13 protein-coding genes and 1 pseudogene are annotated in these 15,389 nt (G+C 59.6%); 8 read left to right on the plus strand and 6 right to left on the minus strand.

What is annotated here, in order from left to right:
* Window positions 1–96 precede the first annotated feature (96 nt).
* The 3 genes from FYJ31_RS04660 to ychF all read left to right on the plus strand — a co-directional run bounded on the left by FYJ31_RS04660 (window position 97) and on the right by ychF (window position 3,686).
* Window positions 97–1,575 (plus strand): alpha/beta fold hydrolase, encoded by a 1,479-nt coding sequence (locus FYJ31_RS04660; RefSeq protein ID WP_154536111.1) that lies wholly within the window; start codon window positions 97–99, stop codon window positions 1,573–1,575.
* Between the two features lie 61 nt (window positions 1,576–1,636).
* Window positions 1,637–2,458, plus strand: a complete 822-nt coding sequence (gene proC, locus FYJ31_RS04665; RefSeq protein ID WP_071478401.1) for a pyrroline-5-carboxylate reductase — start codon at window positions 1,637–1,639, stop codon at window positions 2,456–2,458.
* Window positions 2,459–2,591: 133 nt separating this feature from the next.
* On the plus strand, window positions 2,592–3,686 hold the full coding sequence (ychF, locus tag FYJ31_RS04670) for a redox-regulated ATPase YchF (RefSeq protein WP_154536112.1): 1,095 nt from the start codon (window positions 2,592–2,594) through the stop codon (window positions 3,684–3,686).
* Between the two features lie 155 nt (window positions 3,687–3,841).
* Here ychF and FYJ31_RS04675 read toward each other — a convergent pair whose 3' ends face one another.
* Both FYJ31_RS04675 and FYJ31_RS04680 read right to left on the minus strand, forming a co-directional pair.
* Window positions 3,842–5,107, minus strand: a complete 1,266-nt coding sequence (locus FYJ31_RS04675) for a Fic family protein (RefSeq protein ID WP_154536113.1) — start codon at window positions 5,105–5,107, stop codon at window positions 3,842–3,844.
* A gap of 544 nt (window positions 5,108–5,651) precedes the next feature.
* Window positions 5,652–6,017, minus strand: a complete 366-nt coding sequence (locus tag FYJ31_RS04680) for a YccF domain-containing protein (RefSeq protein WP_013140585.1) — start codon at window positions 6,015–6,017, stop codon at window positions 5,652–5,654.
* Between the two features lie 236 nt (window positions 6,018–6,253).
* Between FYJ31_RS04680 and FYJ31_RS04685 the strand changes: the two are divergent.
* Together FYJ31_RS04685 and FYJ31_RS04690 are read left to right on the plus strand one after the other, a co-directional pair.
* Window positions 6,254–6,610 (plus strand): annotated as a pseudogene (locus tag FYJ31_RS04685) (class I SAM-dependent methyltransferase); the annotation flags it as partial.
* A gap of 151 nt (window positions 6,611–6,761) precedes the next feature.
* Entirely contained in the window at window positions 6,762–7,376 is a 615-nt protein-coding gene (locus FYJ31_RS04690) for a cupin domain-containing protein (protein ID WP_003829107.1), read from the plus strand.
* A 216-nt stretch (window positions 7,377–7,592) separates the two neighbouring features.
* Here FYJ31_RS04690 and FYJ31_RS04695 read toward each other — a convergent pair whose 3' ends face one another.
* Window positions 7,593–7,916, minus strand: coding sequence for a type II toxin-antitoxin system PemK/MazF family toxin (locus FYJ31_RS04695; RefSeq protein ID WP_154536114.1), 324 nt, complete (start codon window positions 7,914–7,916; stop codon window positions 7,593–7,595).
* A complete protein-coding gene (locus tag FYJ31_RS04700; protein WP_003829112.1) occupies window positions 7,903–8,148 on the minus strand; it encodes a type II toxin-antitoxin system RelB/DinJ family antitoxin in 246 nt (81 codons plus the stop codon). Before FYJ31_RS04700 ends, FYJ31_RS04695 begins: the two co-directional genes overlap by 14 nt.
* Window positions 8,149–8,321: 173 nt before the next feature.
* On the opposite strand from FYJ31_RS04700, the gene FYJ31_RS04705 reads away from it, so the two are divergent.
* Both FYJ31_RS04705 and FYJ31_RS04710 read left to right on the plus strand, forming a co-directional pair.
* Window positions 8,322–9,578: a HipA family kinase gene (locus FYJ31_RS04705; RefSeq protein ID WP_154536115.1), complete on the plus strand. Its 1,257-nt coding sequence runs from the start codon at window positions 8,322–8,324 to the stop codon at window positions 9,576–9,578.
* Between the two features lie 317 nt (window positions 9,579–9,895).
* A complete protein-coding gene (locus FYJ31_RS04710) occupies window positions 9,896–10,024 on the plus strand; it encodes a helix-turn-helix transcriptional regulator (protein WP_229773849.1) in 129 nt (42 codons plus the stop codon).
* Window positions 10,025–10,207: 183 nt separating this feature from the next.
* Here FYJ31_RS04710 and FYJ31_RS04715 read toward each other — a convergent pair whose 3' ends face one another.
* Window positions 10,208–11,479, minus strand: a complete 1,272-nt coding sequence (locus FYJ31_RS04715; RefSeq protein ID WP_154536116.1) for an MFS transporter — start codon at window positions 11,477–11,479, stop codon at window positions 10,208–10,210.
* A 154-nt stretch (window positions 11,480–11,633) separates the two neighbouring features.
* The gene (locus FYJ31_RS04720; protein ID WP_025262926.1) at window positions 11,634–12,296 is read right to left on the minus strand and encodes a TetR/AcrR family transcriptional regulator; all 663 of its coding nucleotides are present in this window, start codon (window positions 12,294–12,296) and stop codon (window positions 11,634–11,636) included.
* Window positions 12,297–13,175: 879 nt separating this feature from the next.
* Here FYJ31_RS04720 and FYJ31_RS04735 point away from each other — a divergent pair.
* Window positions 13,176–15,227 (plus strand): MDR family MFS transporter, encoded by a 2,052-nt coding sequence (locus tag FYJ31_RS04735; protein ID WP_326831178.1) that lies wholly within the window; start codon window positions 13,176–13,178, stop codon window positions 15,225–15,227.
* Window positions 15,228–15,389 lie beyond the last annotated feature (162 nt).

A 15,389-nucleotide genomic window follows, 5' to 3' on the forward strand; every position in this document is an offset into this window, starting at 1 on the left:
CTCCATAACGCACAAGGCTAGCGTGTCCGGCGACGAACCGGTATCACTCTTCAGGAGGATTTGTGGACTAGAGTTTGTGGACTAGAGTCTTGAACCATGACAATGCTGAGCAAATACCACGTGCCCGGACTGGCCATAGAGGACCATTCCATCGATGTTCCGCTCGACTGGACCGGCCACGAGCCCGGACGGGCATTCGACGGGGAAACCATCAAACTGTTCTATCGCGTGGTCACCGCGCCCGAACACGTGCATGACGACCTTCCCCTGCTGATCTTCCTGCAAGGCGGTCCCGGCGGCGCCGGCCCGCGCCTCAACAGCCCGACCTCCGACGGATGGATCGAGGAGGCCATCAGGCACTTCCGGGTGATCCTGCCCGACCAGCGGGGCACCGGTCGTTCCTCGCGAGTGGACACGCATACCATGGCCCGCATCGCCGCCGCGCACGACGATGATGCCGTGGCAGGCGCCCGAGCCCAGGCCGACTATCTGAAGAAGTTCCTTGCCGATTCCATCGTGCGTGACTTCGAACATCTGCGCCTGACCGAATTCGGTGGCCGCAAGTGGGTGACGATGGGCCAAAGCTACGGCGGCTTCCTGACCCTGACCACACTGTCCCTGTTCCCGGCCGGCGTAATCGCCAGCTTCACCACCGGCGGCATCCCGCACGTGCCGGCCGACGCCACCGAGGTGTACGAGCACACCTTCCCGCGCATGGCGCGCAAGACGGCATGCTTCTATGAGCGTTACCCGCAAGACAGGGAGCGTGCGGCCGCCATCGCCGACCGGTTGCCCACCGCGGCACAGGTCGCCGAATTCACCGACGGGCTCACCGGCCGTGCGCCGACGCCGATGATGCGGGCCGATGCCGCGCATCGTCCGGGAACAATCGCCGCCATGGCCGCCCACGGTTTCCCTCTGCTGCCGAACGGCGACCCGCTCACCGTCGAACGCTTCCAGTGCTTGGGATCCGACTTTGGCATGAAGCCGAGCTTCGAGCGTGTCCATTGGATTCTTGACGACGCCTTCCTTGATGGCGATGGTTCCGCTTCTGCCGACTCGCCGTTGTCTGACGAATTTTTGACCAAGGTGATGAACGCCACTTCGTCGCGCCCGCTGTATTGGCCGTTGCAGGAATTCATCTACGCCAACGGCGAGCTTGACGAGCCCATTCGTTGGGCTGCCCAGCGCGTGCGCGACTGCAGGTCCGAATTCGATGCCGTTGCGCGTCCGCTCAATTTCACCGGCGAGGCCATGTTCCCCTGGATGTTCGAGCAGGAGGGGGCGTTGCTTCCGTTCAGGCCGGCCATGGACCTGCTTATGGAAGACACGCGTTTTGGCGTGATCTACGACGAGGACCAGCTGGCGCGCAACGAAGTGCCGTTGCAGGCCGCCGTCTATTTCGACGATATGTACGTCGATTCCGGCCTGCAGCTCGACACCTTGAGCCGGGTGGGCAACAGCCACTACTGGACCACCAACGAATTCGAGCATGATGGTCTGCACGGCTCGCTCGTCTTCAAGCATCTCTATGACGAAGCCCTCAACCGGGGCGACCTCGAAGAACTGTTCTGACTCAAGGAAGCAAGCTCCCTCTGATGATGGAGCTCTGTATACATGCACGAAAGGAAAACGTATGACTCAGAACCTCACCATCGGTTTTATCGGATATGGCAACATGGCCCAGGCCATCGCCCAAGGCTTCGTTGACGCGGGCGTGGTCGCCGGCGGCCAGATGGTTGCCTGCGCCGCCCACTACGACAAGCTTGAGAAGACCACCGCCGAACTTGGCGTGCGTCCGTTGCACAATGCGCTGGAAGTGGTGACGGCCGCTGACGTGGTCATCATCGCCATCAAGCCCTACCAGATTGCCGCCGTTGTCAAGCCGCTGGCCGACGAACTTGCCAAGCCGGGCAAGATCGTCGTCTCCATCGCCGCCGGCTGGAATCTCAAGAAGTACCAGGACCTGTTCACCACCGAAGACGGCGAATCCGTCGACTCTTCGGACATCCATATCCAGTGCACCATTCCGAACACTCCGATGGCCGTGGGCAAGGGCGTGCTTGTCACCGAATCCGTCAACACACTGACCGACGACGAAACCGAAACCTTCGAAAGCCTGTTCGGGCCGATCAGCCTCATCGAGCGCGTGGACACCGCGCATATGAACATCGCCATGGTGGTGGCCGGCTGCGCGCCCGCCTTCACTGACATGTACATCGAGGCTTTGGGCGACGCCGGCGTGCAGTACGGTCTGCAGCGAGCCACCGCCTACCGGCTTGCCGCCAAGATGGTCGAAGGTGTCGGCGCGCTCTACATGGCCACCGAAACCCATCCCGGTGCCATGAAGGACGCCGTGTGCTCGCCCGGCGGCACCACCATCAAGGGCGTCGCCCAGCTCGAAAAGGACGGTTTCCGCGGCTCGGTCATCGACGCCGTAGACGCCATCGTCGGCTGACTGCCAATCAGAGTTCGCGTATATTCGCATATCACAGTCAAAGCCTTCGAACCGTATGCTCGAAGGCTTTTGCATATGGCCGATTCACCACATGCAGGTTCAAGGTGTCCAGCTTCTCCCTAGACTTGGAATCATGTCTCTTACTATCGGAATCGTCGGACTGCCCAACGTCGGCAAGTCCACCATGTTCAACGCACTGACCCGCAACAACGTGCTGGCCGAAAACTACCCGTTCGCCACCATCGAACCGAACACCGGCATCGTACCATTGCCGGACAAGCGTTTGCCCGTGCTGGCCAAGCTGGTCCACACCGAAAAGGTCGTGCCCGCCACGGTGACCTTCGTGGACATCGCCGGCATCGTCAAGGGCGCCTCCGAGGGCGAAGGCCTGGGCAACAAGTTCCTGGCCAACATCCGCGAGGCGGACGCGATTTGCGAGGTTGTGCGCGCCTTCGAGGACGACGACATCGTCCACGTCAACGGCAAGGTGGATCCGGCCGACGACATCGACACCATCAACACCGAGCTCATTCTTGCCGACCTGCAGACCATCGAAAACGCGCTGCCCAAGCTGGAGAAGGATCTGCGCGGCAAGAAGATCGAGCCGGCCTACATGGACGCTGTCAAGCAGGCAAAGACCATCCTTGAAGCCGGCGAGACGCTCGACAAGGCCGCACGCGAAGGCCGCTTCGACAAGGATTCCGTCTACGACCTGCATCTGATGACCGCCAAGCCGTTCATCTACGTGTTCAACGTGGACGACAACGAGCTGGCCAACAAGAACCTGCAGGCTAAGCTCGCCGCATCCGTGGCCCCGGCTCCGGCCGTGTTCCTCAACGCTCAGTTCGAGGCGGACTTGACCGAGCTCGACGAGTCGGATGCCCGCGAAATGCTCGAGGACGCGGGCTTAAGCGAATCCGGCCTTGACCAGTTGGCCCGCGTCGGCTTCGACATCCTCGGACTGCAGACCTTCCTGACCGCAGGCGTCAAGGAAGTGCGCGCTTGGCAGATCCACAAGGGCTGGACCGCCCCGCAGGCCGCCGGCGTGATTCACACCGACTTCGAAAAGGGCTTCATCAAGGCTGACATCGTCTCCTACGACGATTTCGTGGCCGCCGACGGCTCCATGGCCAAGATCAAGGAGGAAGGCAAGCTCCGTCAGGAGGGCCGCGACTACGTCATGGCCGACGGAGATATTGTGGAGTTCAAATTTAACGTGTCCAAGTAGTTTTCCTCGGTTCCCCTTCCTGAGGGGAGCCGTCGCGGAAAGCGACTGACGGGAGTGTTGCGGAAAGGTCCGAGCAGTGTTGGTTGCCCAGACCTTTCTTCATGTTACGAACCTTTATGAACCTCGTTGAGATGAGATGTTTGCGTCTACTTTTCTTAGGCTTCCGCGTTCTCGTCGACTCCTGTGACGAGAACATTCCTCAATGATTTCGATACCTGTATTTTCAGCGGACGTTTTCCGGTCTGTACGACCAGCCCCGCGGCCAAGAGCTCTTCCACGTATTTCCTTGCGCTCTGTTTGGATAGTCCGATGTGATGGGCCACTTCGTCCAACGACATGGATTTGGACGAGTCGAACAGCTCTTCCTGAATCACGCCATAGAGCACCGAGACGGCATTGCGCGATAGGCCATGCCTCTTTTCAAGCTGTGTACAGAGTATCCGACCTTTGTCGAGCTGATCGACCTTGATACTGAGTTCGTCAATCAGCTCATCCTGGGCTTGTTGGATGAATCCGAGGATGGTGTTCACGAAGAGCGTGAGTTCGCCGCAGTTCAGCTTGTCCTCCGCCTCCATGAATGCTTTGTAGTAGGCGTTCTTGTTCTCCGCGATGGTGCGGGACAGGGATAGCACGGTGGGCATAGTCAGGTCATGGTTCAGGTACAGGGCCAGGAGATACCGGCCGGTTCTGCCGTTGCCGTCGTAGAACGGGTGGACGTATTCGAACAGGAAGTGCGACATGATGGCCGACTGCAGCCGGGGAATCTCGTCGGAGGTCGTGAGGTGGATCATGTCGGTGAGGAGTGCGCCGATGTTGCCTTCGCCTTTGACTCCGTTATGGATCGCGAGGCCGTGCGGCCACTGTGTTTCCACATCGCCTTTCCGGAACAGGTCGCCGTCCGGCTGATCGCTCTCATCGATTTCGTCGAGCACGACCTTGTCATAGATGTCGCGGATGGCGGCGATGCCCGCCGGCAACGCGGAGTCCTTGTCCGTGAGGTTCAGGTACAGCTTGGCAAATTCGCTGAACCGCGCCTTGGAGTCGTCGCCGTCCCTCCTTGCCTTGTCGGCCGCGTCCACGGCGTCCTGGGTTTCCTTGCGGGTGCTGCGCACGCCTTCCATCTCGTTGGTGGCGAACAGTTCCTCACTGATGGAATGCCGTATGTAGTCCCAGTGCATGACGCCGGGAATCAGGTTCCATAGCCGTGATATGCGCCTTTCGGCGAGAAGTATATTTTCCGTGAGCAGGGTCGTCTCGCGTGGCGTGGCGGAGAACAGCTCGCCCAATGGCGTGATGACCCCGGTCCTGAATGTGGAATCTGCCTCAAGCCGCTGCCGTGCGAGTGCTGCATGGTTATTGAAGGAATCAACTGACCTGTCGGCATGGAACAGCCTTGCCAAACTTCTATACTTCATATCCATGAGAGAGACTCGCTTCCCAAAGAGCATCCTTGATTGTAGAAAGTATAAGATAGAGAAGGAAATGAGTCAATAAACAACTATAAAATCATGGATAATACAAAAATATAGTTGTGCGCATGACTGCATGTGAGTGACATATGGTAGTGCCCGAAATGCGTGTCAGTAGTGAAATACTTCATGATCTGTTGTTCTTTCTGAATATGTGATGGTATGCAATGGGTTTTGCCGCGGTGCATTGCGTTGCGACGATGCCAAGAACGCATACTCGTATAGGTACGTTTATGGGGCATGGTGCGAACGAGTCGGCTCGATATCACCGGCAATGATTCAGCTATGCGCCAATGAGAGGTGTACTGATCAGATGGCGTGTTCGTTCACGCCGTTGCTGCTGAATGCGATGTGTTGATCATGGTTCGCGCACTATAAGGCATTGCATCCAAATCCGTCAAATCACGCGGTGTGTGAAATGCCCGTTGTATATAAAAAAGTCCGGTGCAACGCACGATGATAATGCGTTGCACCGGACTTACTGCAGAAACAATTGTTACAGACTGTAGATCTGTGCGCCGAACGGCCAGAGCGCGAGCTTGGCCATTTTGAACGACTGGAGGCCGAACGGGATGCCGATGATGGTGATGCAGTTGAGCACGCCTGCACCCAGATAGCCGAGTGCCATCCACCAGCCGACCAGCACCACCCAGAGGATATTGACCAGCGTGGAGCCAACGCCGCCACCGTATTGCACGGTTTTGCCGAACGGCGTCAAGGTAAGGCCCGCCATTTTGAACGCCTGAACTCCTAGTGGAATACCGATAATGGTGATGCACAGAAACAGTCCGATCAGTGCCCAGCTGATGGCGATTGCCAGTCCGCCCAGAATGATCCACAGAATATTGCCGATGACCCTCATCGTAAGTTCCTCACGTTTGCCGGCATTGCGCCGGATACCGAATCGAATGCTGGATTCCATTCTATTAGGCGAACGCGGGCGATATGTGGGGAATCGGTGACGGGACCCCTGAGCATCCCCTGAATCGTCCCTGAGCCGCATGCTCAGGCGCCTACTCGGGTGAGCATTCTCACATTCGGCTGATTTCTAGCGAAAACCCTTGTGCGGGCGGGCTGTGGACTATAGCATCACGACACATGACCACTACACCGCAGCCTTCTCAGGCATCTCAGTCCACCGCCACCAAACCCGCCGCCAACCGCGAGCTGCTCCTGACGCAGTCCGACCGCGACCCCAAGAGCTACCGTGGCGTGGACCGCGATCCGCAGGTCGTGGACATCATCTCCAAACTCACCAGTGAGAAGGCCACGATTCCGGCAAGCTGCGTGCAGCGCGACGCCGCCGACACCGGTCTGGAATCCAACAGCGCCGACGTGGGGATCGGCGAAGCCATGCTTACCATGCAGACCGAGCGTGGCAAGCAGGCGATTATCGGCGAGGCCTTCCGGCTGCTGCGCGCCGGCGGCACCTACTCGATTCACGAACTCGGCCTGTAGCCGGACAACCTGGACGAATCCGTCAAAGATGAGGTACGCAAGCCCGAAGCGTAACAGCGGTGTGCCGGCCCAACGATGGCCGGATAATGGGAAACAAGTAAAAGCGATGACGCGTATGTGAGATACGCGCGACGAATAGGAGAACATCATGGCCGATGAGAACGAGCAGCAGACCGCATGCAAGGCAGGACGCGACGAGCAGCATTGCAAGTGCAAGCAGCGTAGGGAAGCCGCCGCGGCAGCCGAGGCGGCTGCCGCCAACGGCGAACACCACTGCGCCTGCAAGCACGAGCACGCCGAGGGCGCGGCCGCGGAGCCGGGCGCGAAGAAGGAGTGCCACTGCAAGCATGGCGAAGTCGCGGCCGCTGAAGCGGGTGAGGCCAAGCACTGCGCCTGCAAGCACGACGCCCACGACGCCGAAGGCCACGCCATTTCGACCGAGCCGCATCTTGGATTCATCGAAGACTTGGCCTCGTTGATCGATATTCAGGAGGAGGCCACTGTCTCCCGTACGGTGCTGCGCGAGGACGGCCTGCGCGCCGTGCTGTTCGGCTTCGACAAGGACCAGGCACTGAGCGAGCACACCGCGGCCATGCCCGTGATCATCCAGGTGCTGGAAGGCAAGCTGCGCGTCGGCGGCGAAGGCCGTGAAGTCGAGCTTACGGCCGGCGGCATCGTCTACCTGAGCGCCCGTCTGCCGCACACCGTCTATGCCGTCGAACCCAGCAAGATGCTGCTGCAGATGTTCGACAACCGCGGCTGATTCGGTGAATGACTGGCAATCACGTATGAGAAGCTGATTGCCGTTAGACCATTCATAATGGCTTCCTTCATATGGTGTTGGTCGTATGACCGTAATATGAAGGAAGCCATTTCTTAGACGTTGGGGAGAGCTTGAATTCGACGCCATCATCATACGGCCTCAAGGGTGCATAAACGATGTCACAAGTAGACGCACGCCCGCCAGCCATCCCAAACGTCACAGCAAACCTAGAACCCGCAAGAGCTGACGGCCGATATTCGCCATGGCTGCATCATCAACCACGCCGACTTGGTATCCCAGCAGTTTGCGGTCGACGGTGACGATCTTGTCCGTCATCACGTAACTCACTTTGTTCAGGCCGTTCTCCGGACTTGGTTCCAATCGGACCCGCGTGTCGATGTCGGAGTAATCGTATGAGGTCAGCAGACAAGTGATGACGGAATCGAACCGATCGACGGCATCGCTCTGCACGATGACAACCGGCCGTGGCTTGCTGGCGTAGCCATCGGCCTGCAACGTCCAAATCTCACCTCGTTTCATCGGACATCCTCAAGGCGAGACGACTGGCATACTCAGTAGCGTCCCGCTCGGACGCAAACGGCTCCACGTCATTTCGTGGCAAACGCACCTCATAGGGGAACCCACGGTAATCATTGAACGCGCTGATGAACATACGCAGGGCATCGGCCGGGGTGGTACCCAGCTGTCGGGTCGTCTCCTTAAACAACGCAGCCTGCTCGTCATCAACTCGCGTGGCAATCTGCATGCTCATAGCCACTCCTTATTGCTATTTACTATCTTTTTGCACCAAATTGTATCAAATACTTGACTTCAGAGTGAAGCCCCCGCGTTCCAAGGCCCTTGTCTATACTGTAGACAGTTGTTCTTCATATGTGAATCGCCCGATATGACTTTGGAGCGGGCTTGTGATTGGAGGGGCCGGATATGACGAGTTACGTGCTGCGGCTCTATGATGATCCGCTGCTCCGGTTCGATGCGTCGTATGGCGAGGGCCTGCTGTCGGGCAAGATCGAGGCGCATGTCCGCTGGTTCGATGAGTCGAAGCGCGCGTTGCTGCCGTTTCCGTTGGCTCCGGAGCCGGATAATGCGAAGCTGACGACGTGGCTGGAGCGGCGCACGATTCCGAAGAATCGTGAGTTCGCCACGCAGGTTCTTGCGCAGGCGGGGTTGAGCATTGCGGATACGCTGGGGATCATCGACCTGTGCAAGGGGCTGTCGGTCAACGATTCGTTCTGGGCGGAACGCGACGGTGAGAACCTCAAGTTCGCGGACATCAACCTGTATGACAATCCGTTGGACGAGACGCTCGCCATCGTGGCCTACACGGGGTATACGTCGAGCGAGAAGCATGCGATCGGCCTGTCGAGCGAGTGGACGACGGACGGCCAGTTCCCGAAGGCGTGGCGGCATACGGAACGTGGGCTGGAACTGTGGAAGGCGGGTTCCGAATGGTATGCGAACGCCGGTTTGGAACCGTATTCCGAGTATCTCGCCTCGCAGCTGGCGCGCAGGCTCGGTGTGAACGCGGTCGACTACCGCATCGCCCGTTGGAAGGGCAAGCTCGCGTCGGTGTGCGGTTCGATGAACTCAAAGGACGTGTCGTTCGTGCCGTTCTATGCGGCGACGCAGCTGGCGTCGTTCCCGGAGAGCCTCGCCGCCGCACGCGCCGTGTCCGAGGAATCGTTCGAGGCGATGCGCACGATGCTAGTGTTCGACGCGCTCATCGTCAATCAGGACCGTCACGCCAACAACCACGGGTTCCTGCGCGACAACCGTACCGGCCGGATTCTGGGTCCGGCGCCGTTGTTCGACCATAACATGTCGCTGTTCAAGAACGACATGCGCGCCGACTGGGAGGGCGGCGCGTGGATTCCGCAGGTACTGTCCGAACGTCAGCCGGCAAATTCTCGTATGACGTTCCGCGACCAGTGCGCGGCCATCATGGGCAGCGCGCAGCATGAGATGTTGCGCAAAACGTTGGACGTCACCTTGGAGAACGACCCGGCTTACCCGCTGGAGCCGGGCCGCATCGAGGCGTTGAACGACTACCTGCACGCGGCCGCACGATCCCTGCTCGAACTGCCGGTGGTCGACGAGTCGAAGCTGTCCGACCAGCTCGATGCGTTGCAGCCGTCAATCGAACACGCTCCTGTCATCCTCAACGAACGACTGTTGCGATAGGCCAAACCGGTCGAGTTCGCCAATAAAAAGGACCTTCCGGGTTTGCGCACTGTGAGGAGGCGTGGAAGGCTGCTATTGACTTGAATCCTATTATGCAACCGTGACTGCGTGCCTGTTCATGTTCCAGTCCGGTTGTGTGATGGACAAGTGCGGTATGAAGGCCGTTTCCGAATCAAAGTCCGATTGCTTCGGACTCATCGGCGCATACCATATCTGGGACGTCTGGCAGGTCCACACCCGCCTCGACGGGTACGGCAAAGCACGCCGATGTCGCTGATCGGCGAGATCGTCAACGGCAGGCGGCGCATCACCACCCCATGGCATGGCGGCTCGGCAAGGCGCTCGACACCACGCCCGAGTTCTGGGCGAACCTTCAGGTCGACCACGATCTGCTGACCTTCGACCCCAGCACCTTGGACGACATCCGCCCGCTCGTGGAGGCCTGACGCCGGGGCGCTTGATCCAATGACCACCATCGTCGTATGTGCGATTACAGTGGTCGTTTTCATACCTACGGTACGGGGATGACGTGAACGGCCAACATCACCATGATTGATGGCGGCCGTTTGCATATCCACACATGGCTTTGATGTCTCAGCTGTCCAGAGCGAAGGTGATGGAATCCCGTCCTAGAACCGCCGCGTTACGTGCGCGACTGGCGGCAGCATCGCGGTGGCCAGGGCGAACGTCACCGCCAGGACCGCGCCCGCCGGGTAGACGCTGTACGCCCAGCCGTATGCGATCTGTCCGAGGGGCTGAGCGCACATGCTCGCGGAGAGCGCGAGCGACATCACCTTGCCGGTCATGTCCTCGGGGCAGCCCATCTGGATCGCCGGCACGGCGATGAGGTTCGCGAGGGTGATGGCGATCATGGTTCCGCAGGTGCTCGCCGTGAGCACCGCGAGTCGCATCACTCCACCTGCGGGAATCGTCATGACAAGCGCTTGGGGCAGGATGGTGAGCGAGAAGGCGGCGATCGCCATCGGGAATCGCCGCATGGACAGCGACCTCGCGACCCGCCCACCGACGAGCGCGCCGAGCAGTCCGGATGCTCCCACGAGACCATATGCAAGGCCGTACGCCGTGGAGCCGAACCCCAGTACGGTCCGCACCATGTAGGGGAAGCCGACCTCCGCATACCCCGTCACCAGGAAGTTGAGCGCGGCGCAGATCAACACCAGATGCAGCACATGAGGATGTTCGCGGGTGAGGAAACGTCCGGCCGCGCGCAGGTCGTCGACCGCGGTGACGCGGCCGGCGTCGCCGCGGTCGGGAGCGCCGAGCCGGATGAAACACTCCACGACGGCGGCCGTACCGAACCCCACGATCGTGATTCCCATCATGGGCATCGCACCAACCGCCGCGTACAGCACGCCGCCGAGCACGGCGGGAACGAGCGTGCTCGTCTGGTTCACCACGTTCACCACGGCCATCGCGCGACGCATCACATCCTCGCCATGGGAGCGGAACATCTGCGGCAGCGCCGCCTGCACCGTAGGCGTCTCCATCGCGTCAAGCACGGCGAGCACCACCTGCATCACGGCTATCGCCGCCAGATTGAAACCGGCGGCCGAAAAGATCGTCACGCAGACGAGCACCGTCACGGCGGAAAGCGCGTCAAGCGCCACCATGACGGTCCGACGGTTCGTACGATCCGCCATCACGCCGCCAAGGGGCGAGAGCAGAATCGTGGGCAGGATGCTCGCAGTAAGAATGGAGGCGAACGCCGCCGCCGAGCCGGTCTTGTCAAGCACCCACATGGACATGGCAAACCGCAGCATAAGGTTGGCGAAGAGCGATATTCCGAGACCCGCGACGAGCAGGCGGAAGTCGCGTGTGCGAAGAGGATCAGCGGCTTGGCTTCTTTGTGGTTGGGTCGTGCATTCGTATGCGTTCGTCATCGTGGATTCCTTTCTTGTGATTGGACGGCCATTTATACAAACCGACCGTCGGTCTGTTATGGTGATAACAATACGCCCAAGGAAAAGGGCGCGGAAGCGCTTCGACATCTGTGGCATCAGGATGTGCAAGAAGCGGCGCACCCGGGCGCGTCTCCTATGCGGACGCCGTATCCTCTTCCGGCGTCAGGGCCGTGAGCTCTTCGGTCGTCCGCAGGATGAGCGTCTCGTCGAACACTGGCGCGCCGATGGCGTCGAGCATCGTGGCGAGGCAGCGGATGCGGTGTTCCATGCCGGCATGATCGGCGGGGTAGAAGCAGGGCATGAGCCAGTAGTTGCCGAGGAGCGAGAGCAGTTGCGCCGCCTCCTCGGGGTATGCCGTGGGAATGGAGCCGTCCTGCACGCCCATATCGATGAGCGAGCGGAAGGACTCCGGCAGTCTCGTCGACCAGAAGCGCATGTTCGCCGTAAAGAACGCAGGATCCTTGAGCAGCGCCAGCTGGGAACGGACCAGGTCCAGATGATCGGGGGCGTCCACGGCGGAAACGATGAGCGCGCGCAGCTTCTCAAGCGCACTCATGTCCTTGCGCTCGATGAGTTTGTCGAGAAGACGCGCGGTTACGGCCCACTCGTCGGCGTTCAGCCGGTCGAGAATCGCCTCCTTCGATTTGAAGTGGTGGTAGAGCCCGCCCTTGGACAGTCCCAGGTCGTTCAGGATGTCCTGGATGGACGTCTTCTCGTAGCCCTTTTCAGCGAAGAGCCTGCGGGCGGAATCGAGGATTCGTCGTTCGGTGTCTCCGGAATGCATATCGTGCGCCATGCGGATGGCCTGCCTTTCGTTCATGTCCCCGTCAAGCATACAGACCGTCGGTCGGTCTGTCAAATGATCGAGGAAGTCACCCCTGCGATGCGATTGAATATCCGCGGCAAGGCAGGACGAAGAAGACCGGTAAGACGCAGAGTTCAAGTTCAACATCTCGAAGTAAGTGTTTCTCTGGCTCCCCTCTTTGAGGGGAGCTGTCGCTACAAGCGACTGAGGAGCGGCGCGGATAAGGCCTGAGAAGTCGTCTTCTCAGGCCTTTGTCATGACATTGTTCTGCAAGGGCTGGCTGCTGCAGCAGCATAATGTGTGTTCTATTATGAGTCTTCGCCAGAAATCATGACGGAAACACGAGATGCAACCCTTAGCTCGCCCCTGATTCATCCCCGGACCGTTATTCAGGCGGAGCGTATGCGGTAAGCCCAATCCTTTTGTGAAGATTTTGTGTATTGTCAGGCATGCGTGGGTTTCACCGTCGATTTGAATGATGATAGGCTTCTCGATGTCTGCCGTACGAAGACCCCATCAAGGAGATGCCATGAACCTGTATCGCTACGCGATGTTCATCGCACGCGCCTGCCGTGGGTCGTTCGTCGGCAATGTTCTGTTTGCCAATCCACGAATGGCCCTATTCTCGATGCTGGTGTAGCGGGGACACGCCTTATGCCGGGATGTACCGATGGCCCATCCGCAGTCGACGTCGCATGAATCGCTCACCATAGCCATCAACTTACGCAAAGCCGCGAATCGTTTGCCGTATATGAATGCGGAACGGATGGCGGCTTTTCCTTTACGTCCGGACTCATCGGTGTCCTCGCGTCTTGACACAAGCATGGGGCCGGATCGCCACACATGACGTTACCAACAGAAGGAAATGCTGTGACCTCACAGAAAAACGCGGAACTCGGGTCCGCCACCAGTTCCGTAAAGCCTATTGATCCGCACACCCGATTCATCATCGTGGGCGTGATCGTCGTCGGCTCGTTCATCGCGCTGCTCAACCAGACCGTCATGTCACCGGCCTTGCCGGCACTGATGCGTGATTTCAATATCACCACCGGCACCGTGCAGTGGGTGACCAGCGTCTACATGCTGGTCTCGGGCATCATGGTGCCGATTTCAGGCTATCTGATTGATAAATTCTCCACCCGAAAGCTCTTCGCCGGAGCTCTTGCCACTTTCATGGTCGGCACACTGCTGTGTGCCGTCGCGCCGAATTTCATGCTGTTGCTCGTCGGACGCATACTGCAATCCGCCGGCTCCGGCGTGCTGCTGCCATTGGTCGCCGTAGTGCCGATGCTCGTCTATCCGCCGGATAAGCGCGGCACCGCCATGGGCATGGCCGGTATCGTCATGGCCGCCGGCCCGGCTATCGGCCCGGTTGTCGGTGGTCTGGTGATTGACAGTTTCGGATGGCGCCCGATGTTCATCGGCATCGCAGTCGTGGCACTGGTCATCCTTGTCGGAGGCACGATGATGCTCAAGAACGTCGGCGAGTTGAAGAACCCAAAGCTCAACATCCTGTCCGTGATTCTTTCGACCATCGCGTTCGGTGGCCTGCTCTATGGCTTCTCGTCCGCTTCCACGATGGGATGGGCCAGTCCGGTCGTCATTATCTCAATCGTCGTTGGTCTTGTGGCCTTCGTCGCATTCGTATACAAGCAAGTCAAGCTCGATGAGCCATTGTTGCGCGTTGACACCCTTGCCACCCGCAACTTCCGCAACTCCGCGATTCTGGTCACTCTGATCAACGCCGCAGTCGCCGCAACCAACGTGACGTTGCCTATCTTCATCCAGAATGTGCTCGGCCAATCCGCCACCGTCACCGGCATGGTCATGCTGCCCGCCGCGGCGGTCGGCATCATCCTGAGTCCGGTCGCCGGTGCCGCATTCGACAAATTCGGCCCTCGCGGCGTGGGCATCGGCGGCCTTGCGCTCATGACCATCTCTCTTGGTCTTCTCGGCACCATCAACACCAGGACATCAGTGCTGTTTGTCGCCGTGTTCTGCGCATTGCAGGCATCCGGTCAGGCTATCGCCAACATGCCGATCAACACTTGGGGCGTCAACGCTTTGCCGAACGACATGATCGCCCATGGAAACGCCATCGCCAACACCGGCCGCCAGATCGCGGCAGCCATTGCGACCTCGCTTCTGGTCACCGCAGAAACATCTGTGACCGCCTCGCACATGTCCCAGGGTGTGAAGTCCGCCACGGCCAGCGGCATCGCGTTCTCCTACCTGCTGTGCGCCGCCATCTCGCTGGTCGCCCTGATCATCTGCATCTTCACCGTCACCAGCCGTGCCAAGGAGAAGGCCGCACGCAACGCCAAGGCCTCCGAGGCGCAAGCCTCCGCCGAAGTCGCGGCCGAACCCATTGAAGGCCAGCCCGCCGAGCATCACTACGCCGGCGCATACGTGGCCCCCGCCGCCTCCCTGTTCAAGCAGGCCCAGGAACAGTCCATCGGCGGAATCATGGACGATCAGCCCTACAGCTGCCTGGACAGCGATGACATCACGCATGTGGTGCGCGAGTTCATCCGCCTCAACGTCTCCAGCCTTCCCGTGGTGAACGGCGATGGCAGGCTCGTCGGCTTCGTCAGCGACGGCGATGTCATGAAATCGATTGCCACCTATGAATCCCGTACGGTTTCCACCGGCACCGGTTCGACGATGGTGGTGTTCGACGACGAAACCGTGGCCTCCAAGGTGCAGGCGCTCTCCGGCAAGAAGGTGATGGACATCGCCACGCGTAAGGTCGTTGCCGCCACGCCCGACCAGCATGTTGGAGAGGTGGCCCGCATCCTCGCCAAGAAGCAGTTCAAGAAACTGCCGGTGGTGGATGGTGATGGCAGACTCGTCGGTGTGATCCGCCGTAAGTCCGTGATGGAACATGCCTTCGATGCGCTGTTCCCAAAGGATGATCGGTGATTAGGCGCCATCATCGCTGAATAGAATGAATGGAATATGAGGCTTCCCTTCTCGCGGGGGAAGCCTCATTGCTTTGTCCGCGGAGTCTTACGGCACCTGCGCAAGGGCAACGTCACGTCTTCATGATATACTATCGAATAGTGTGTTCCTATCGTTGCATGG

The organism is Bifidobacterium sp. WCA-178-WT-4B (assembly GCF_009696495.1).
Lineage (GTDB): Bacteria > Actinomycetota > Actinomycetes > Actinomycetales > Bifidobacteriaceae > Bifidobacterium > Bifidobacterium infantis.